The organism is Shewanella psychromarinicola (assembly GCF_003855155.1).
Classification (GTDB): Bacteria; Pseudomonadota; Gammaproteobacteria; order Enterobacterales; family Shewanellaceae; genus Shewanella; species Shewanella psychromarinicola.
In genome coordinates, this window is sequence record NZ_CP034073.1 from 3,367,600 (window position 1) to 3,389,553 (window position 21,954).

Annotated in this window: 14 protein-coding genes; 13 read left to right on the forward strand and 1 reads right to left on the reverse strand. The window is 40.7% G+C overall.

The annotated features are described in order from the left end of the window. Window positions 1-40 precede the first annotated feature (40 nt). Window positions 41-667, reverse strand: a complete 627-nt coding sequence (locus EGC80_RS14825; RefSeq protein ID WP_101031014.1) for a paraquat-inducible protein A — start codon at window positions 665-667, stop codon at window positions 41-43. Between the two features lie 212 nt (window positions 668-879). Between EGC80_RS14825 and EGC80_RS14830 the strand changes: the two genes are divergently transcribed. From EGC80_RS14830 to EGC80_RS14890, 13 genes are all read left to right on the forward strand, one after another. Further along, window positions 880-1,173 carry a YebG family protein gene (locus EGC80_RS14830; protein ID WP_101031017.1) on the forward strand — a complete coding sequence of 98 codons (294 nt, stop codon included), beginning with the start codon at window positions 880-882 and terminating at the stop codon, window positions 1,171-1,173. Between the two features lie 49 nt (window positions 1,174-1,222). Then, window positions 1,223-1,681 (forward strand): GAF domain-containing protein, encoded by a 459-nt coding sequence (locus tag EGC80_RS14835; RefSeq protein WP_101031020.1) that lies wholly within the window; start codon window positions 1,223-1,225, stop codon window positions 1,679-1,681. Window positions 1,682-1,958: 277 nt separating this feature from the next. Beyond that, window positions 1,959-2,570, forward strand: coding sequence for an RNA chaperone ProQ (gene proQ / locus EGC80_RS14840; RefSeq protein WP_101031021.1), 612 nt, complete (start codon window positions 1,959-1,961; stop codon window positions 2,568-2,570). Window positions 2,571-2,592: 22 nt separating this feature from the next. After that, entirely contained in the window at window positions 2,593-4,644 is a 2,052-nt protein-coding gene (gene prc / locus EGC80_RS14845; RefSeq protein ID WP_101031025.1) for a carboxy terminal-processing peptidase, read from the forward strand. Window positions 4,645-4,779: 135 nt separating this feature from the next. Continuing rightward, a complete protein-coding gene (pepN, locus tag EGC80_RS14850) occupies window positions 4,780-7,341 on the forward strand; it encodes an aminopeptidase N (protein WP_124013021.1) in 2,562 nt (853 codons plus the stop codon). Between the two features lie 91 nt (window positions 7,342-7,432). Beyond that, on the forward strand, window positions 7,433-7,648 hold the full coding sequence (locus tag EGC80_RS14855) for a DUF2835 domain-containing protein (protein ID WP_164839474.1): 216 nt from the start codon (window positions 7,433-7,435) through the stop codon (window positions 7,646-7,648). A 315-nt stretch (window positions 7,649-7,963) separates the two neighbouring features. After that, entirely contained in the window at window positions 7,964-10,012 is a 2,049-nt protein-coding gene (locus EGC80_RS14860; protein ID WP_124013023.1) for a DUF1302 domain-containing protein, read from the forward strand. A 13-nt stretch (window positions 10,013-10,025) separates the two neighbouring features. Further along, complete coding sequence (locus EGC80_RS14865) at window positions 10,026-11,390, forward strand: DUF1329 domain-containing protein (RefSeq protein ID WP_124013024.1); 1,365 nt, start codon at window positions 10,026-10,028, stop codon at window positions 11,388-11,390. A 62-nt stretch (window positions 11,391-11,452) separates the two neighbouring features. After that, the gene (locus tag EGC80_RS14870; RefSeq protein WP_124013025.1) at window positions 11,453-12,463 is read left to right on the forward strand and encodes a WD40/YVTN/BNR-like repeat-containing protein; all 1,011 of its coding nucleotides are present in this window, start codon (window positions 11,453-11,455) and stop codon (window positions 12,461-12,463) included. Window positions 12,464-12,512: 49 nt separating this feature from the next. Then, window positions 12,513-14,819, forward strand: coding sequence for an efflux RND transporter permease subunit (locus tag EGC80_RS14875; protein ID WP_124013026.1), 2,307 nt, complete (start codon window positions 12,513-12,515; stop codon window positions 14,817-14,819). Between the two features lie 326 nt (window positions 14,820-15,145). Continuing rightward, the gene (locus tag EGC80_RS14880) at window positions 15,146-19,990 is read left to right on the forward strand and encodes an NAD-glutamate dehydrogenase (RefSeq protein ID WP_124013027.1); all 4,845 of its coding nucleotides are present in this window, start codon (window positions 15,146-15,148) and stop codon (window positions 19,988-19,990) included. A 61-nt stretch (window positions 19,991-20,051) separates the two neighbouring features. Continuing rightward, a complete protein-coding gene (gene pyrD / locus EGC80_RS14885; RefSeq protein WP_101031042.1) occupies window positions 20,052-21,071 on the forward strand; it encodes a quinone-dependent dihydroorotate dehydrogenase in 1,020 nt (339 codons plus the stop codon). A 168-nt stretch (window positions 21,072-21,239) separates the two neighbouring features. Next, window positions 21,240-21,773, forward strand: coding sequence for a cell division protein ZapC (locus EGC80_RS14890; protein ID WP_101031044.1), 534 nt, complete (start codon window positions 21,240-21,242; stop codon window positions 21,771-21,773). Window positions 21,774-21,954: the final 181 nt, after the last annotated feature.

Sequence of the window (21,954 nt, forward strand, 5' to 3'; positions counted from 1 at the left end):
AGGGAGCAAGGTCGGTTTATCTGGGGGTGCAATAGGAAGATTAGTCATCAACATAACCCCACATATGTTCTAGGTTATATTCACGTTGTAAAAATAAAATGATGATAAACAACATCGTAAAACAGAAGGTACCCATACCGAAATACACATCTGAAAAATCAGATAATTGGAATGCCGACACTAAAAAGCTAATCACATAAATTTCTAACATGGTCATTTGCGATATTAAGCCATGGTTTTTTAACAATGTGGTGTACGCTCTTTGCCAAAATGAACTGTGTAATTTTAGCTTTACAACGACAACCTGAGTCAGAATCGACAATATTAATAATCCAGGGGCGATAACAGCCGCAACCATGACGGCTAAGCCGACAACCCAATAACCTTCAGACCAAACTGTCACCGCGGCATGCATGACTGTTGTCGTGCGGACACTGCCAAGAAAGTGAATTTCTAATACAGGTAATAAATTGGCCGGAATAAAGATAACTAATGCTGCAATGCATAACGCCAGCATGCCATTAATAGAACAATAAGGAGAATCATAAAGAGCAGTATGACAACGAGGACAAAGCGCTCTAGCACTAGAGGGCAAGGCTCGTTTTCTCACCGCCAAATCACATGATTGGCATAACGTTATAGAATCATGATCATCAAATTCATGCATGAAGAATTAGTCTAATCCATTGTGAAACACATTATTGGGTAGCGAAGAGTTAAGCCTCTCTGCTTTGCCTTATATTGGCAGATAAATGAGTCTGTTGTTCAACAATCTCAATTTTCTGTGTTTGATAATATCAGAATAATCAGAACACTTGCATCATAAGTTAACTATGTGAGATTCTATGCACTGTATATAAAAACAGTGAGGATTACATCATGGCAGTGATAACCCAATTTGTCGTGGTCAGAGAAGGGGTGGAGAAGATGACATTTATATCGAAGAAAGAGGCTGATGCCTACGATAAGATGCTTGATATTTCCGATAACCTGGTGCCGTTTCTTATTAAGGCGGACCTCGGACTTGATGAAAATAAATGCGAACAACTGGCATTTTATCTAGCAAACAATAAAGATGAGCTTTCTAACTTGCTAAAAGGCATCGTACAGGTTAAAAACGCTCCTACAGCCAAAACCAAAAAGACTGCGGCTAAAAATACACCACTAGAATAGCGGCGTTAATCACTCTGTTTTCGAGTGAATGTCAGCTTAAGGAATGGAAATGAAAACCGAATTTTACCAAACATTAAATCGTCAAGCACAAGCTTTACTTGAAGGCGAAGATGATTTAATTGCGGCAATGGCAAATTTTTCAGCGTTGCTAAACGACAACTTAGCAGACCTCAACTGGGCTGGTTTTTATATCAAGCGTGGTGAGCAATTAGTACTAGGGCCTTTTCAAGGTAAAGTGGCTTGTACCCGTATCATTATGGGTAAAGGTGTATGTGGCACTGCTGCAGCGGAAAATAAAACCCAACGAGTGGCAGACGTGCATCAATTTGACGGCCATATAGCATGTGATTCTGCCAGTAACTCAGAAATAGTGATCCCTGTTAGACACGGCCATGAGGTTGTGGCAGTGTTAGATATCGACAGCCCATTATTGAATCGATTCGATCAAGATGATCAAATTGGTTTAGAATATATGGTAAAAAGCTTCGAAACTTGCCTATTTGGTTAAATAGCGAACAATTTTGATTAAATCATGGTCGCATTCGCTGTCGCGGGCTTTATAATATGCCGCTGTACGCATTTGTGCTGGATTTACTGATGATCGATGATTAAGCTGACAGTAAGTTTGGTTAAATTGTTAAGGTTTGTTTCTATGACTTTAGCAAACGAGCGGATAGTGATATTTTGTACGTTGAGCCTTAACAGTAAGGTTTAACGAAAGATGAACGACTGCATGGCAAATCTAATGCCGCATAATCAGTCCCTTTATTAACGTGGAAGTAAAAATGGAATCAACAGACAAGTTGACCGACACCAACGCAATTTTAGCGTATTTATATGAAACCTTTCCTTTATGCTTTATTGCTGAAGGCGAAACTAAACCATTAAAAATTGGTTTGTTTCAAGACTTGGCTGAACGGTTAGCTGATGATTCTAAAGTCAGTAAAACACAATTACGTGTAGCGCTTCGTCGTTACACAAGCAGCTGGCGCTACTTGAAAGGCGTTAAAGCGGGTGCCAAACGTATCGATCTTGAAGGTAATGAATGTGCTGAGTTAGAACAAGAACACATCGACCATGCTATTCTTACACTGAAAGAAAGCCAAGAGAAAGCCAAAGCCAAGCGTCAAGCGTTAGCGCCTAAAAAGCCTGCTAAGAAAGTTGCGCCTAAACGTGCTCCAGTGGTTAAGAAAGAACGTCCAGCTGCAGTAGTTGCGCCAGTCATTAAACTTGTGCCTGCAAAGCTTGAAGATTTGAAACAAAAGCAACGTGTGAATGTTAAATTAGGAGCCACACCAGTACCCGGTGTTGTGACTGATATTAATAAAGAAGATGTGCTTGTTCAGTTAGATACTGGCTTATCCATCAAAGTACGTGCAGAACACATACTATTATAGAAAATTTAAGGAGTACTTGTTGATGCGAAAACTTACCTTGGCCGCGTCAATTGCCTGTTTATTTGTCGGCTTTTCGGCATGGGCAATTTCACCAACGATTCAAATCAGCGAGTTACCTAAACTAGCACAAGAGCCACAGCATAAAGTGGCTAGCAAGCGAGTAACAACTTTGTTTACTCGCTCGCATTATCACCGTTTTAATCTCGATAATGCATTTTCTGAACAAATCTATTCTCGCTTTCTTGAGCAGCTTGATTATCGCCGTAATGTGCTGACTGCGGCAGACATTGCTAGCTTTAGTCAATATCAAAATCTGTTTGATAATATGCTCGAGTCAGGCAATATTAGCGCAGCATTTAAGATGTACGATGTGGTGCAAAAGCGTCGTTATGAACGTTTTTCTTACGCCTTGTCTTTGCTTGATAAAGAATTTGATTTTACCAAAGCAGGCGATTCGTATGAATTTGATCGCAAAGATGCTGCTTGGCCAAAAGATGAAGCCGAAGTTAATGACCTTTGGCGTCAGCGGGTTAAATACGATGCGTTAAACCTAAAGTTAACCGGAAAAAAATGGCCTGACATTGTTGAAGTGCTCGAGAAGCGTTATAACAATGCCATTAAGCGTTTAAGCCAAACCCAAAGTGAAGACGTATTTCAAACCGTGATGAACGCGTTTGCTCGCAGCGTTGAACCTCATACAAGTTATTTATCTCCCCGCAATGCAGAACGTTTCCAAATGGAAATGAACTTAAGCCTCGAAGGCATTGGTGCTGTGTTACAAATGGATGATGACTATACCGTTATCAAAAGTTTAGTAGCCGGAGGCCCGGCCGCAAACAGTGAAAAGTTATCACCTGAAGATCGAATTGTCGGTGTTGGCCAAAAAGATGGCGATGTAGTTGACGTTATCGGTTGGCGTTTAGATGATGTTGTTGACCTGATTAAAGGGCCAAAGGGCAGTGAAGTTGTTTTACAAATTTTACCGAAAAAAGGTGGTGCGAATGCTAAGCCTTTTGAACTGGTCATTACCCGAGATAAAATTCGCTTAGAAGATCGCGCTGCGACCTCAAAAGTGGTTGAGCCTAAAGAAGGTCAATATGCGGATCGTAAAATTGGGGTGATCCAGATCCCTGGTTTTTATATGAATTTATCTCAAGATGTAGCCAAAGAAATTACTCAACTTGAAAAAGACAATGTTGAAGGCATTATTATTGACCTTCGTGGTAATGGCGGCGGCGCGTTAACGGAAGCAACATTACTGACAGGCTTGTTTATTGATAAGGGTCCAGTGGTTCAAATCCGGGATGCCAATGGTGGTATTAATCAAAATAGTGATAACGATGGTGTCAGTGCATACAATGGCCCATTAACTGTGATGGTTGATCGTTATAGTGCATCAGCATCAGAGATTTTTGCAGCGGCTTTACAAGATTATGACCGTGCACTTATTGTGGGTGAATCGACTTTTGGTAAAGGAACCGTTCAGCAACATAAGAGTTTAGGTCGAATTTATGACATGTATGAAAAACCGATTGGTCACGTGCAATATACCATAGCTAAATTTTACCGTATTAATGGGGGCAGTACTCAGTTAAAAGGCGTCACTCCTGATGTGAGTTTTCCGACTGCATTAGCGCCTGGTGAATACGGCGAGTCAGAAGAGAAAAATGCCTTACCATGGGATAAAGTTCCAGTAGCTCAGTACAGCACGCTAGGAAATATTACCCCGATGTTGATCCAAAATCTTGATGCGAAGCATAAAGAACGGATCAGTAAAGATGTTGAGTTCAGTTATATTTATCAAGATATTAATGAGTTTAAAAAACATCATAAAGACAAAACGATATCGCTTGTTGAAAGCGAACGTATGGCCTCTCGTGAAGACGATGATAAGCGCGCTCTAGACCGGGCAAATGCTCGTAGAGTCCATGATGGTTTGGCTGCGGTAAAGTCTTTAGATGACATAGAAAAGAGCGATGACAGTAAGTTACCTGATGCCTTTTTAGATGAAACTGCTTATATTACACTCGATATGGCCGATGCTGAAAAAATGGCTAAAACAAGCCTAAAGTAATTTATGATAACTGTTAAAAAACGCGCTTAAGGCGCGTTTTTTATTAATCACAATAATTAATAATGATGCCAATTTTTTAAGTTTACACCCCAATATCATCAAACTGGCTTCAGTACTGTTCGACAAGGATCCTGTATGAATCAAGCTCAAGAAAAACACCTAAAAGATTATGCAAAGCCTGCCTTTACCATTTCCCATATTGATTTGAACGTTATTCTCGATGGTAAAAACACTAAAGCCACTGCTGTCAGCAAAGTGATCCGTAATGGCGATCATCAACATGATTTAGTGCTTGATGGTGAACAACTTTCACTTAGTTCGGTGAAGATTAACGGTGTGGCGGCAAATTATCGTCAACATGATAGCCAGTTGACGATCACCACAGAACAGACAGAATTTGAATTAGAGGTCATCACTTTACTCGATCCTGAGACTAACTCTAGTCTTGAAGGTCTTTACATGTCAGATGGTGCTTATTGCACCCAATGTGAAGCTGAAGGATTTCGCCGGATCACCTATTTCTTAGACAGACCCGATGTTCTGGCTATTTATACCGTGCGCATTGAAGCCGATAAACAAGCATGTCCTTTTTTGTTAAGTAACGGTAATTTAATTGATAAAGGCGAGATGCCACGTTCGGGTCGTCATTTTGTACAATGGCATGATCCATTTCCAAAACCAAGTTACTTATTTGCCCTCGTGGCAGGAGATTTTGATTTACTCAATGATACCTTTATCACGCTGTCTGGACGTGAGGTTAAACTGCAAGTATTTGTAGATAAAGGTAATCTACATAAAGCTAACCACGCAATGGCGTCATTGAAAAAAGCGATGAAATGGGATGAAACCCGTTTTGGTCTTGAGTACGACCTTGATATTTATATGATTGTTGCCGTTGATTTTTTCAATATGGGCGCCATGGAAAATAAAGGTTTGAATGTCTTTAATACCAAGTTCGTTCTGGCGGATAAAGCCAGTGCTACAGATGACGATTATCATGGTATTGAGTCTGTTGTTGCCCATGAGTATTTTCATAACTGGACCGGTAACCGAGTGACGTGTCGTGATTGGTTTCAGTTAAGTTTAAAAGAAGGCTTAACGGTTTTTCGCGATCAAGAATTTAGTTCCGATGTGGGTTCTCGCGCCGTAAATCGAATTCATGCTATCCGAGTGATGAAAAACCAACAGTTTGCCGAAGATGCCGGTCCTATGTCTCATCCTATTCGTCCTGAAAGCGTGATTGAAATGAATAATTTCTATACTGTGACGGTTTACGACAAAGGGGCTGAAGTGATCCGTATGATGCACACCATTTTAGGTGAGGAAGGTTTCCAAGCAGGGATGAAATGCTATTTTGAACGTCATGATGGCCAAGCGGTAACCTGTGATGACTTTGTTAATGCTATGCAAGACGCCAGCGGTAAAGATTTAAGCTTATTCCGTCGTTGGTATAGCCAAGCCGGCACGCCTGTGGTGACAGTTAAAGACAGTTTTAATGCAGACAAGGGTGAGTATCACTTAACCGTTTCTCAGCAAGTAATGTCACAAGGCGTTAAGGGGCAAACACTTCATATACCGTTCAGTGTTGAATTATTGGACAGTGCAGGGCAATCAATTGTCAATAAAGTGCTTGATGTGACTAAAGCCAGCCAAACATTTGTGTTTGATGGACTGGACAATGCGCCTGTAGCCTCTTTACTACAAGACTTTTCGGCACCCGTTAAGCTGGTTTACGACTTTAGCATTGACCATCTTGTTCACCTTATGCGTTATGCCTCTAGCGAAGTGGCTCGCTGGGAAGCATCAGTACAATTAATCAGTCAAACCATATGGAACAACGTTGCTCAGTTGCAAAAGCAGCAAGTCATGATGGTTGATAATCGTGTTATTGAAGCATTCAGAGGTGTCATTTTAGACGCCAATATAGATCAAGCCTTAGTGGCTGAAATTCTCTCTATTCCTTCGGCCTCAGCATTAATAGAGCAGGTGGATAATGTTGATTTAGATGCATTGGCTAAAGCCAGAGAGTTTGTTATTGAAGAGCTCGCATCAGCTTGTGAAGATGAGTTATTGGTTCGTTATCGAGAGCTATTGCTTGTTGATAATGCCGGTGCGCGGGCATTTAAAAATATTGCCTTATCATTACTATGCCAAGTGACAGATACTCATGAATCATTAGTTGAAAAACAATACTATTCCGCTAGTAACATGACTGACAGCTTAGGTGCTTTGAAAGCGGCAGCTACGGCAAAATTAACCTGTTTACCTATGTTACTCAGCGACTTTGAGTCTACGTGGCAATCAACCCCATTAGTAATGGATAAATGGCTTACTCTGCAAGCTTTAGTCAATAGTGATGAGGTGATAGAACAAATTAAAACGCTGACCAAACATCCGAGTTTTAGTTTTTCAAATCCAAACCGTATTCGTTCATTAATTGGCGCTTTTGTGGCTGCCAATACCTATCAATTCCATCGTGCCGATGGTGAAGGGTATCGCTATTTAACCAAAATTTTAGTGAAATTGAATAAAACAAACCCACAAGTCGCATCACGAATGATCACGCCATTAATTCAGTTTGCAAAGTTTGATCAACAGCGCCAACAATTAATGAAACAGTGTTTAGTCGAATTAAAATCACTGCCAGATTTATCGACAGATTTGTATGAAAAAGTGACTAAATCGCTAGTAGAATAATGGTCGACATTCACGCTTATTTAGGGTGAATAATCGCGTGGCCTGAAATCGAAAAAAGGAGAGCTTGCTCTCCTTTTTTATGGAGTAAATTATGGATTTTTTGTTTTCTCTCAACGTGAGTTATGAAGCATTTCTACCTTATTACCAAGGACTTGCAGAAAAAGTGCAGGTAAGGGACCACCAAGGTCGTGTTTTGCACATAAATGGTAAGTATTTTAGACCTTATTTAACCCTTCAAGGCATCCACGGACAGTTTAAATTAGTCCTGAGTCCTGAAGGGAATTTTAAATCAATTACTAAATTATAGAGTATTTACTTCAAACGTTTGATTCATTAGTTATGTGTTAAGTAGCCGTCCTTGAATACTTATAAGTCTATGAAAATAAACTTTTTTCATTAATTGTGGAATGATTGTAATTTTATCGTCGTTGATAATTCAAATATAGGCCTGTTTTATTTGATCATATTTGGTCACACAGCGTTAATTTTCTTAAACATTTTCTTTTTTTTGACCTTGCTCAATATAGTTAAATGCTGTAACAATAGTGTTGCCTGTGGGCTAACAAGATGTTGGTTAAATTCCTATAACAACTAATCCAACAGGTTACGGAGATGAACTAAAATGAATATTGTTAAAAAAAGATTTAACAGGTCGACTCTCGCTTTGGGGGTGGTGTCGGCATTATGTTTGGGGATGAGTACTTCTGCTTCAGCGGTTTCATTTGATTGGGGTGATGTTCGGGGCACTTTTGATTCAACTTGGACTGTCGGCGCCAGCTGGCGTGTATCAGACCGTGATTGGAATGACCAAATCGGTAAGGTGAATCAACCACAATTTGATTGGTCAGGTTACTCTGCATTTGGTGGTGCATTTGGTTCAACCAAATATACCTCAGCGGAGATTTGGGAGCAGCCAGGTTCTTATTCAAGCAACAATGATTTAAGTAATTTACTGTATGCACAAGGTGATACCACTTCTGAGATCGTCAAAGGTCTTCATGAGCTGTCTTTAAAATATGAAAACTACGGCGTCTTTTTACGCGGTATGTATTTTTATGACCGTAAGCTAAATGACGGTGATTATGATTTTAATGATCCATTAACGGGCAAAGAATTTGATCCTTGTGAAGACAACAAAGCATCAGAAGTGCAATGTAAAGACATTCGCTTATTAGATGCATTTGTTTACGGTAACTGGAATTTAAACGACGGCGCAAATCCATTAAGTGTTCGCGTGGGTAACCAAGTGGTTTCTTGGGGTGAAAGTACCCTTATTTCTCACGGTATCGCTGAAATTAATGCTGTAGATTTAAACATCCTCAATGCACCTGGTGCAGAGCTTAAAGAAGCTTTCCGTCCGCAAGGTATGGTTTGGGCATCGTTAGGGCTAAGTGAGAACTTAAACCTTGAAGCATTTTATCAATATGACTGGCAACCAATTTGGGTCCCTACACCTGGTTCAAACTTTGCAACCAATGATTTCGCTGGTTTTGGCGGCTATAACCAAAATGCGCAATTGGGTTTCAACTCTAACCCAGACATCAACCAAGATTTCCTGATTTCTGAATACACACGTCTATATGACGCGGCGGCAGCGAGCGGATTTAATTCGGCTTATGCAGCTTATATGTTGTCGTATTCAACCAAAGCAGCTTTAGTTAAAGATGCTGCAGATCCAAGTGATGATGGCCAATTTGGGGTTAAGTTAGGTTATTATTCGCCAGAACTAGGTGAAACTGAATTTGGTTTGTATTACATGAACTACCATAGCCGTCGTCCACTTATTAGCGGTACAGCTTCTAATTTTACTGCCGGAGCTATTGGTCGTGATTATGGTCGTTTAGCACAAAGTGGTGGGGTTATTGACCGCGAGCTGTTGTTAAGCATGGAAACCTTTACTAAGTCACAAATTGTCTATCCTGAAGATATCCAATTGTATGGTTTTAGCTTTAACACCTTAGTGGGTGACACTTCCGTTGCCGGTGAAATTTCCCATCGTGTTGATGAGCCATTGCAAATAGATGACGTAGAGTTATTGTTTGCTGCTATGCCTCAGCAATTAGCTAACGCAGGACTCCGCCCTGATCTTGATGGTATTTCGCAACTGGATGTTCCTGATCCTGGTGAAACGGTTGATGGTTTCATTCTCACTGATACCACTCAAGCGCAAATGACCTTTACTCACTTGTTTGGTCCTACACTCGGTTTAGACAATTTGACCATGTTGGCGGAAGTGGGCGGCGTATGGGTCCATGATATGCCTGATTTTGATGAATTACGTTTAAATGGTCCAGGAACGGCTCGTTCTGGTGGTAATCCAGAAATGACCGGCATTATTGCGGCTGTGCATAATGGCCCAGAGACCAACCCATTCCCAACTGATTTTGCTTGGGGTTATCGTTTAGTGGCTAAAGCTGACTTTAACAATTTTTTTGCGGGTGTGAACATGTACCCAAGAATTATCTTCTCTCATGATGTTGATGGTATTACACCGGATCCGATGTTCTTATTCACCGAAGGCAGAAAATCTGTTGCTCTGGGAGTGAACTTTGATTATCAAAGTCGTTGGGGTGCGGATATTTCTTACAACAGCTTCTTTGGTGGGGTAGGAACAACAAATGCCATGACAGATCGAGATTACATCTCTTTCAACGTCAAGTATTCGATTTAAAAGGATAATTATAATGAAGAAACTGACGATATTATCGGCAGCAGTGATGATAGCACTGAGTGCACCTGCTGCGCTGGCGAAAGTATCACAAGCTGATGCAGACAAATTGGGTACATCATTAACGCCCTTGGGTGCTGAAAAAGCGGCTAATGCTGATGGTTCAATTCCTGCTTGGAGTGGTGGTATTAGTAAGCCTATTGCTGGGTACACTAAGGGCATGCATCATCCAGATCCTTTCCCGAGTGACAAAGCGTTATTTACAATTACTAATGCAAATAAAGCGCAATATGCTGAGTTTTTATCTCCTGGGCAGAAAGAATTATTTGAAGTATATCCAGATACTTACAAAATGAATGTGTATGAGAGCCGTCGTACTGCTGCAGTACCTCAATATGTCTCAGATGCGACCAAAGTCAACGCTGCCAGAGCTGAGTTAGTGTCTCAAGGCAACGGTATTACTGGCGCGACTATCGGTGTTCCTTTTCCTATCCCTGCTAACGGTCTAGAAGTCATTTGGAATCATATTCTACGTTTTCGCGGTGTTGATGTAGAAACGTATCGAAGCCAAGCAGCGCCAATGTCTAATGGTTCTTATACATTGGTAGAAACTGCTGAGGCAATTCGCTTTGAATATTCTCGCCCTGAAGTGACCCTAGACAAACTTAAAGAAACGAATACTTTGTTCTACTTTAAGCAGGTGGTCACTCAGCCAGCGCGTTTAGCCGGTACTGCGTTGTTGGTAAAAGAAACCATGGATCAAGAAGCGTTACCACGCCAAGCTTGGACCTATAACACTGGACAGCGTCGCGTTCGTAAAGCGCCTAACGTCGCTTTTGATACGCCAGGTACTGTGTCCGATGGATTGAGAACAACCGATGATTTCGATATGTTTAACGGTTCTCCAATGCGATATAACTGGGAGTTAGTCGGCAAAAAAGAACTTTACATTCCATATAATGATTATCGTTTACATTCAGATGCATTGAAATACGACCAAATTTTAAAACCTGGTCATATTAATCCTGAATATGCACGTTATGAAAAGCATCGCGTATGGGAAGTGAAAGCAACATTAAAAGAAGGAATGCGCCATACCTATAAGACCCGAGTGTTTTATATTGACGAAGATTCTTGGCAAATATCTGTAACGGATATATACGATAACCGCGATGAACTTTATCGTGTCGGTGTCGCTCATAGTATCAATTATTATGAAGTGCCTACTCTGTGGAGTACATTAGAAGTCTTCCATGATCTTCAATCACGTCGTTATTTAGCGATGGGTTTAGACAATGAAGGTCGTATGTACAATTTTGATGCATCACTTTCTGAAGCTAACTTTACCCCGGACGCATTAAGACGTGCTGGTATTCGTTAATTAGCCATAAATAAAAAAAGGGGCGTTTTACGCCCCTATAATAAATTGTAAAGGAAGTTTGTATGACGTTTAACATGCTTCGCAGTGTAGTGGCGATTGGGATTAGTGCATGTTTATTTACTACTTCAGTAGATGCTCAACTCGATCCTCTTTCTGTTCAAATTCAACCCTTAGCTCAATCCTCTTTATTACTTGATATTGCCAATGCGGGCGACACACTTGTTGCGGTAGGCCAACGCGGTAATGTATTGCGCTTAGAGAATAATCAATGGCATCAAGTTGCAACTCCAGTATTATCTCAGTTAACCAAAGTTTTTTTCTTCGATGAGAAACAAGGTTGGGCCGTCGGACATGATGCAACCATCATTCACACCCAAGACGGTGGATTAACGTGGTCTGTGCAGATGCAATCTGCTGACATTGAAAAACCCTTTATGGATGTGCGTTTCTACAGCCCTGTTGATGGTATTGCAGTTGGTGCGTATGGATTATTTTATCGCACCTCAGATGGCGGTAAAACATGGCTGGAAGAGTATCACCAAGAATTGCTCTTTGAAGAAGACGTATCCTATTTAAATGACCTTAAAGCCGAAAATGAAGCCTATTACTTATCTCAGCGATCGTTTTTATTACCTCATTTTAACCGTTTAATTCGTTTGCAAGATAATCGCTTGTTGCTTGTCGGTGAGCAGGGCATGGTAGCGGTATCGGATGATAATGGTCACACATTCTCAAAAACCAATTTTGACTATGATGGCTCAATGTTTAATGCCATTTCGGTTGGGGAAGATGTCTATGTAATGGGGCTTCGTGGTCATGTATTTAGGTCGGATTTAAGTCTATCAGAATGGCAACAAGTGGATTTACCTGTCCAATCATCAATCAATAGCGCACTTATTACACCTAGTAATGACCTTTACCTAGTCGGAAATGCTGGGATTGTGTTGTCTGTCGATGATGGTAAAGCAACCATTGTTACCAGACGTCAAGGTGAAAATATTGTCGCAATTGCCAAAGACAGTAAAGGCCAGTTATGGTTTGCCGGTTCTAAGGGACTGTTCCAGCTTGACTAACTCTTGGGTTAGATTGGACAATTAAAACAACAATAATAGGGCCGAAAAGATGTTAGAAAAACTGGTCAATGGATTTGAATCTCATTTATTCCGTAATCGGAAATGGGTCATAATTTCGTTTATTTTTATTACTATTTTTTTAGGGTATCAAGCCAGCCAATTAAAAATGGATGCGGCTTTTAGTAAAAATATCCCTCTCAATCACACTTACATGAAAACGTATACTAAACACCAGAAAGATTTTGGTGGTGCCAACAGCATTATGGTTGCGGTTGAAGACACTAGTGGCAATATATTCAATCCGGAATTTTTTGATGCACTGAAAAATGTACACGATCAATTATTTTTTATTCCGGGCGTAGAACGTTCTCAGGTTAAGTCTCTCTTTTCACCTTCAACTCGGTTTACCGAAGTCGTTGAAGATGGCTTTGCTGGCGGTCCGGTTATCCCGGCGGACTTTCGTAATGACGAGTACAGTCTTAACGTTGTGCGTAATAATATCGAAAAAGCCGGTATTGTTGGCCGACTCATTGGCAATGATTATACCTCTGCCATGGTATCTGCACAGTTAATGGAGTTTGACCCGCAAACAGGTAAAGCCATTGATACTATTGCGTTTGCTAATCAGTTAGAACAAGAGCTTCGTGGCAAGTTTGAAAACGATAAAATTAAGATTCATATCATCGGTTTTGCAAAAATGGCAGGGGATGTTGCAGAAGGCGCCAAAGGCGTTCTGCTGTTCTTTTTGATAGCCATTGCCATTACCGCTGTGATGGTGTACTTATTCTCAAAATCGATAATGCTAACCATATTGCCATTAATGTGTAGTTTGGTTGCGGTATTTTGGCAATTAGGACTCTTAACTGTGGTCGGATTTGGCTTAGACCCCATGTCGATTTTAGTGCCATTTTTAGTGTTTGCCATTGGTGTCAGCCATGGGGTGCAGATGATCAATGCTGTACGTCGTCGTGTGCTTGATGGCCAAACAACGAAAGCGGCGTCTGCATCGGCTTTTCGCAGTTTATTAGTGCCCGGTGGGGTTGCGCTATTATCAGATACGGTCGGCTTTTTAACCTTACTAGCCATTGATATCGGTATTATTCGAGAGTTGGCAATTTCTGCATCATTAGGCGTAGCAGTCATTATTTTAACCAACCTTATTTTGTTACCTTTGGTGATTTCATATTTTGAATTACCGGTTAAACAAGATAAGCCACAGAAACGTCAAAAAATCGAAAAAATGTGGCGTGGACTGTCTAAGTTTGCTACCCCTAAATATGCTGTAGTGGTATTGATTTTGACAGCCATACTCTATGTGGTTGGTTTTCAGCAAGCTTCAAAAATGAAAATTGGTGATTTACAGGGTGGGGCACCTGCACTGCATCAAGATTCACGTTATAACCAAGATACCTTCTTTATTACCAAACACTTTTCGATTACAACCGATGTAATGTCAGTGATTGTAGAAGCCAAACCTGAGGCTTGTACGTATCATTCCGTGTTAAGTCAAATTGATCAATTTGAGTGGATGGTAGCTAATACACCTGGGGTTGAGTCAACGGCGAGTTTGGCGTCGATTGCGAAAAAAGTGAATGCTGGGTTTAACGAAGGTAATCCGCGTTGGGAAATTTTACCTCGTACCACCGCGAGTTTAGTGCAGGCTGTTGGCCAAGTGCCAACAACGTCAGGTTTGCTCAATGGTAATTGTTCAGTGATGCCAGTGTACTTGTTCTTAACCGATCACAAAGCTGAAACCATTGAGGTTGTGGTTAATAAAGTCAAGGCCGTTGCCGCACAGCTTAACTCTGACACACTACAATTTAAGCTGGCATCAGGTCCAGTAGGTGTCATGGCGGCCACAAATGAAGCCGTGAGCGAAGCTCAGCTACCCATGATGTTATATGTTTACGGTGCCGTGTTTGTATTGTGCTTAATTAGCTTTAAATCACTCAAAGCGACTATTGCGGTGATTATCCCGCTTTATGTGGTATCGACATTAGCGCAAGCGTTAATGACAATGCTTGATATTGGTCTAGCGGTCAGTACCTTACCCGTTATTGCACTGGGTGTAGGTATTGGTGTCGATTACGGTATTTATATCTTGTCGACGATGTCCAATAAACTCAGTAATGGCATGCCGGTGCAACAAGCGTATTTTGAAGCATTAGTTGAGCGCGGCAGTGCGGTTATCTTTACCGGCTTGACGTTAGCCATTGGAGTGAGTACTTGGTTCTTCTCAGACCTTAAGTTCCAAATGGATATGGGAATTTTGCTTACATTTATGTTTTTAGTGAATATGTTAGGAGCAATTATTATTCTACCAGCACTTTCAGCTATGTTTTGGCGAAAAAAGTAGCTAAAACATATGATTAAATAAAAAAGGGAGCTTAGCTCCCTTTTTTATTTTGCATAGTTACGCTATGCAAACGACTTAAATGTCATTTTAAACACTAATCTATGCTGTCTACTAAATTTATAGAGGATGTACCACTAAAATTTTCCTCGATATAGCAGCAATTTAGTAATAAACTTTGCACAAGATCTCAGATATGAGTTTCTTTTGTTAAACAAAACGGTTATTGACGTGATATACACAAAATGACTCGGACCGACAGAATCAACAAGCCGAAACATCCATATAATTATAAGAGCGCTGCCATAGACGCTTAAGGAATCTGCACCATGGCCTTGAAAGATGCAATGCCTTCAGTACTACTGGAAAATGTAGTCAATTTAATTTACACAAAAATCCCTCATTCTCAAGCCAAACAAGTTGAGCAATTTGCTAACTGCCTCTATGCCCAAATGTCAAAAGACGATCTCAATGCCCGTAATGACAGTGATTTGTATGGTGCCGTAGTGAGCCTTTGGAATGCACTGAATAAAACGGCACAGGACAAAACACACATTCGTGTATTTAATCCTAGCCAAGCCAAACATGGTTGGCAGTCAACTCATAGCATTATTGAGGTTATCCAACTTGATATGCCTTTCTTGGTTGACTCGCTCTCAATGGCGTTAAATCGAATGGGCATCACAGCTCATGTGATGTTGCATACGCCATTAGCGGTCGTGCGTGGTAATAACAAGGTGACAGATGTGTCATTTGTGAATGACGCGACAGATGGTAGCAATAATGTGGCGGTATTCTTGGTCGAAATTGACAAGCAAAATAGTGATGCTGACATTAAGGCCATCGAAAAAGAAATACAAACAGTACTTGCTGATGTCACTGCATCGGTCAATGATTGGCAATTAATGTCTGCTACATTAACCGAGACTATTAAGCAATTACCTTCACGTCCGTTTCCTGGTGAGAAAGCTGAACTTCAAGAGTCGATTGATTTCTTGAACTATTTGAACAACCACCATTTTACTTTGCTTGGCTACCGTTATTATGATTTAAAACGCGTTGAAGGCGATGTTGAGCTTGTTCCTAATATTGAATCTAGCTTAGGACTAATGAACCGTTCAAAAACCTCACACAGTGAGCGTGGTTTATTACTCTCAAGTTTATCTGATTCTGCTCGTAAAGAGGCATTAGATGAAAGCTTACTCGTTCTCACCAAAAGTTCTGCTAAAAGCCGTGTGCATCGTCCGGCTTATGTTGACTATGTCGGTGTTAAACGCTTCGATAACAAAGGCAATGTCATTGGTGAAGATCGCTTCATTGGTTTATATGCTTCCAATCTTTATAACCGGAGTCCTCGTGAGATCCCATTACTGCGCGAAAAGGTTCAGCGGATCTTGGCCCGTTCAGGGCTAGCACCACGCTCACATGATTACAAAGCGTTAATGAACATCCTTGAGAACTTACCTCGCGATGAGTTAATTCAAGCGAAAGATGATGAGTTATCGGACATTGCTTATGGCGTGCTTGAAATGCAAGACCGCGATAAATTAAAGCTGTTCGTGCGTAAAGACGGTTATGGTCGTTTCTTATCGTGTTTAGTGTATGTGTCCAAAGATCGTTACAACACTAAATTACGTCAAGATACTCAACGCATTCTGGCACAGCATTTCCAGAGTAATGAAGATGTTGAGTTCACAACCTATTTCTCAGAGTCAACCTTGGCTCGAACTCACTATATTATCAAAGTTGATAATAACAATATGGATGTTGATGTGATTGCCATTGAAAAAAATCTTATTGAAGCTGCTCGCTCGTGGGATGATAAATTGCACACAGCGTTAAATAATACTGTTGGGGAACAAGCCGGTACTGGCTTAACCAAACGTTATTTAAATACGTTCCCACCTAGCTATAAAGATGATGTATTACCTAGCTCTGCTGTTGTCGATATGCAACATTTAGAAGCATTGGATGACGATCACAAGTTAGGCATGTTGTTCTATCAACCACAAGAGTCGGCGTTAAACAACAATAAAGTTCGTTTAAAACTGTTCCATAAAGACGAACCTATTCACTTGTCCGATGTATTGCCAATGCTTGAAAACTTTGGCTTACGGGTGATTAACGAACGCCCGTATGAAGTCAAAACCAATGACGGTGCGACATTCTGGATTTTAGACTTCTTAATGACAGTGCAGGGCGCGGCAACAGAAAACCTAGCCGACAGCCAAGACCGTTTCCAAACGGCATTGTTGCAAGTTTGGCAAAAGAAACTGGAAGATGACGGTTTTAATCGTATCGTACTGTCAACCGGTTTAAGCGGTCGTGAAGTGTCTATTTTACGTGCTTATGCTAAATATATGCGTCAAATTGATGCGACATTTAGTCAGTCTTACATTGAAGAAACTTTCAGCCGTTATCCTAAACTAGCGGACTTATTGGTGAAGATGTTCATCCGTAAGTTTAATCCTAAGTTAAAAACCCGGACGTTAAGCAAGTTCCTTGAACAAGTGAACCTACAACTTGATGATGTTTCAAGCTTGGATGATGACCGCATTATTCGTCGTTATTTAGATTTAATTAACGCCACAATGCGTACTAACTTCTACCAAACGGCTGCAAATGGCCTAGCAAAAGATTACCTTTCGTTTAAGTTTTCGCCAATCTTGATCCCGGAAATGCCTAAGCCGTTACCTAAGTTTGAGATTTTCGTGTATTCACCTCGTGTTGAAGGTGTGCATTTGCGCGGAGGTAAAGTGGCCCGTGGTGGTTTGCGTTGGTCAGATCGTCGTGAAGATTTCCGTACCGAAGTACTCGGTTTAGTAAAAGCACAACAAGTGAAAAACACCGTAATTGTCCCTGTTGGTGCAAAAGGTGGCTTTGTCTGTAAGCAACTGCCAACCGAGGGGGGCCGTGAGGCATTCTTCACTGAAGGGCAACAATGTTACCGCATCTTTATCCGTGCGTTGTTAGATATTTCTGACAACATTAAAAACGGTGAAGTGGTTCCGCCAGTCGATGTTGTTCGCCATGACGAAGATGATGCTTATTTAGTTGTTGCAGCCGACAAAGGCACCGCGACCTTCTCCGATATTGCTAACGAGATTGCGATTGAATATGACTTCTGGTTAGGTGATGCGTTTGCCTCTGGTGGCAGTAACGGTTATGACCACAAGAAAATGGGTATTACTGCTCGTGGTGCATGGGAATCAGTGAAGCGTCATTTCCGTGAGATAGGCGTAGATTGTCAAACTACACCCTTTAGCTGTGTCGCCATTGGTGATATGGCGGGTGACGTATTTGGTAACGGCATGTTGTTATCGGAACAAACTCAATTGGTTGCTGCATTTAACCATATGCACATCTTTATTGACCCTACGCCAAAGATTGCAGAAAGCTATGCTGAGCGTCAGCGTTTGTTTGTGTTACCTCGCTCAAGCTGGGAAGACTACAACGCGAAACTGATATCTAAAGGCGGTGGGATATTCCTACGTGCTGCCAAGTCAATTAAATTGACGCCAGAAATCAAGCGAATGTTAGACACTGACAAAGACGCCATGACCCCAAGTGAACTAATGAAAGAACTACTGAAAATGCCAGTAGATTTGATTTGGAACGGGGGGATCGGTACCTATGTTAAATCGAGCAAAGAATCGCATTCTGAAGTCGGCGACCGTGCTAATGATACTTTACGGGTTAATGGTAAAGAAGTTCGTGCCAAAATCATTGGTGAAGGCGGTAACTTAGGTTGCACTCAATTAGGCCGTATTGAATATTGCGCTAATGGTGGCCGCATGAACACTGACTTTGTGGATAACGTTGGCGGTGTAGATTGTTCCGATAACGAAGTTAACATTAAGATTTTCTTAAACACCTTAGTGGCAGAAGGTGAGTTAACCGTTAAACAGCGTAACCGTTTACTTCAAGACATGACCGACGAAGTCAGCGAGATTGTGATCCAAGATTGTAAAAGTCAAACCCGTACTATTTCAGTGACACAAGTCGATGGTGTGTCGCAGTTGAAAGAACAAATTCGTTTTATTCAGTATCTTGAAAAAGATGGCAAACTTGATCGTGCACTTGAATTTTTACCAACAGATGACGATTTAGCTGAACGTTTAGCCAATGGCCGAGCGCTAACTCGTCCTGAAATATCGGTATTAGTCGCGTACGCTAAGATGGTACTTAAAGAGCAATTAGTGACCCCTGAAATCACTGAAGATGCTTTTTTAAGTAAGTTGCTCGTCGCTTATTTCCCTAAAAAATTACAAGCTAAATACGCTGACAAAATGACCGCGCATCCTCTACGAGGTGAAATTATTGCAACATCTTTAGCCAATGAATTGGTTAATGACATGGGCTTTAATTTTGTACAACGTATGCAAGATGAGACCGGTGCAACAGTTGCTGAAGCGGCAATTTGTTATACTATGGCTCGAGAAATCTTTGGCCTTGACGAGTTAACCGCTTCAATTAGTGATTTGAATGGCGTAATACCTGCAGTAGTGCAGGGTGAAATGTTACATCAGTTACGTCGTAATATGCGCCGTGCGTGTCGTTGGTTTATCCGTCATCGTAATCGCGCTCATAATATTGATCAAACCGTTGCGTTCTTTAAGCCCGTGTTTGAACAGCTTAAAGCCAATGTCGATCAATATATGATAGCGGCTGAAGTGAACGTTATGTCTGCCGAGATTAATGCGCTGACCAACGAAAATGTTCCTCAAGCCGTCGCAGAAGTTGCGGTGAAAATGAGTACATTATTCTCTGCGTTAGACATTGCACAAATTGCTCAAATTGAGAATAAGTCAGTTGAACTGGTATCAGAAACTTACTTCAAACTCGGTGCTAAAGTTGAGTTACATTGGTTCTTAGAACAAATCAGTGCCCAACCTGTTGCTAACCATTGGCAAGCACTTGCCCGTGCGGCATTCAGAGAAGAACTTGATTGGCAGCAACGTGCTTTAAGCTCTGCAGTATTACGGACTTGTAGTGATACTTGTGATGCAGATAGTGTGATTAATCAGTGGATTGAACAAAATAAGTCTTTGCTCGAAAGATGGTATCACATGCTAGCGGATTTTAAGGTTTCTCAAACCCATGAATTTGCGAAGTTCTCAGTCGCCTTACGAGAACTGAACTTACTGATTTTGCATTGCGAAAGTCAGAAGTAGTTTTTATAATGTGAATAAACCCTGGCGATTGCTGGGGTTTTTTTTAGGTCTAGGAGAAAACATGTTTTACAAACTTGCACAAAAAGTAATGTTTCAGATGGACCCTGAGTTAGCTCATAATCTAGCGATTGGCAGTTTGAAAATTACCGGAAACAATCCGTTAAATTGTTTTTATCGTCAACAGGTTAAATCTGCTCCAGTAACCTGTATGGGGCTCACTTTTCCTAACCCTATTGGTTTAGCTGCAGGTATGGATAAAGATGGCGAGTCAATTGATGCTTTTCATGCTATGGGCTTTGGTCATATTGAAGTCGGGACGGTAACGCCACGTCCGCAAGCGGGTAATGATCAACCACGTTTGTTTCGATTAAAACCTGCCAAAGGGATTATTAATCGTATGGGCTTTAATAATAAAGGTGTCGACAATCTGGTTCGTAATATGATGGCTAAGAAATCTGACATTATGGTTGGTGTGAATATAGGTAAAAACAAAGATACACCAGTAGAACAGGGTAAAGATGACTACCTGATCTGCATGGAAAAGGTTTATCAATATGCCAGTTATATTGCCGTTAATATTTCTTCTCCTAACACCCCAGGTTTACGTTCAATGCAATACGGTGAGTTACTTGATGACTTATTAAGTTCAATTAAAGCCAAACAAACTGAGTTAGCCGCTAAACATGGTAAATATGTACCTGTGGCGTTAAAGATTGCTCCTGACTTGACCTCAGACGAAATTAAAGCGATTGCCGATTCACTGTTGAGTCATCAGTTTGATGGTGTCATTGCGACCAACACCACATTAAGCCGAGATAATGTTACCGGTTTAAAAAATGCACAAGAAACAGGCGGATTGAGTGGTAAACCTTTGGCTGACTTATCAACTCAAGTGATCAAGCAATTATCGATCTATTTACAAGATAAGATCCCGATCATTGGTGTGGGTGGGATCAATAGTGCGGCAGATGCCTTAGCCAAATTTGACGCGGGTTCAGCCATGGTGCAGATATACACGGGTTTTATTTATCAAGGACCTAAACTGATTGATCAGATCGCTAGGGCTTACTGTACAAAATAGCATCTAAAACACTAGGTTATTGATCAAAAATCATGCCGCGATCGAATTTTAGATCGTTCGATCGCGCTAACACTATGAAATTTATGTTATATTTTTTATTTAAATTTTGATATTGCGTGAAATATAATCTATTATAAATATGTGTTTAACATTTAGGTGTAAATAGTCATGTTATTAATGCCAAATAAGGACTGGCATTGGGAATACAATGAAAGCTTAAACCAATTAAGTATTTCATTAGGTTCCGAGATGGAGTTCTTAACCCCATATAAAACAAAATTATTAATTCCTGATGCACTAACGGCTAAGGAATTTACCCTTGAACACGCAAAATTTTATATTAACATGCTCGAAACCTTACCTAAGGTTTTACATATCTCTGATGCAGGTATTGTACAAACCGCACTAAATGCCACCGCCGCCCATTTTTTATTACAATCGCAAATGCCAAAGTCTTGGTTTTTTGACGTGAGTGATGAATGTGTTTATTGCGATGTGGGTAAGTTATTTCAACTTAATTGTGGCTACTCTAAAGTATTAGGATTAGTGGTTGAAAATGGCTTACAAGCTGCAACCGTGATGATTTTATCGCAATACTGTCAGTTATCAGAAAATAAATCATTAGTGCAATTTGATACTATAAAAGTGATGCATAATCGTTTACATCCACTGCGTAAAGCTAAACAAGTTGTCGCAGCATAGTTAAGTTTATTGGTTTGATTTATTACCGCTAATTACCATTTTCAATGGCAACATGCTCTACATTACTTTCCCAAACAGGCTCTTCGCCTAGTCTCATTTTTGTTGTCTCAACAAATATATTCAATAGTGATGTTGTGTTTCTATTTGGATTGATAGCATTACCAGCGCCATCATAATCACT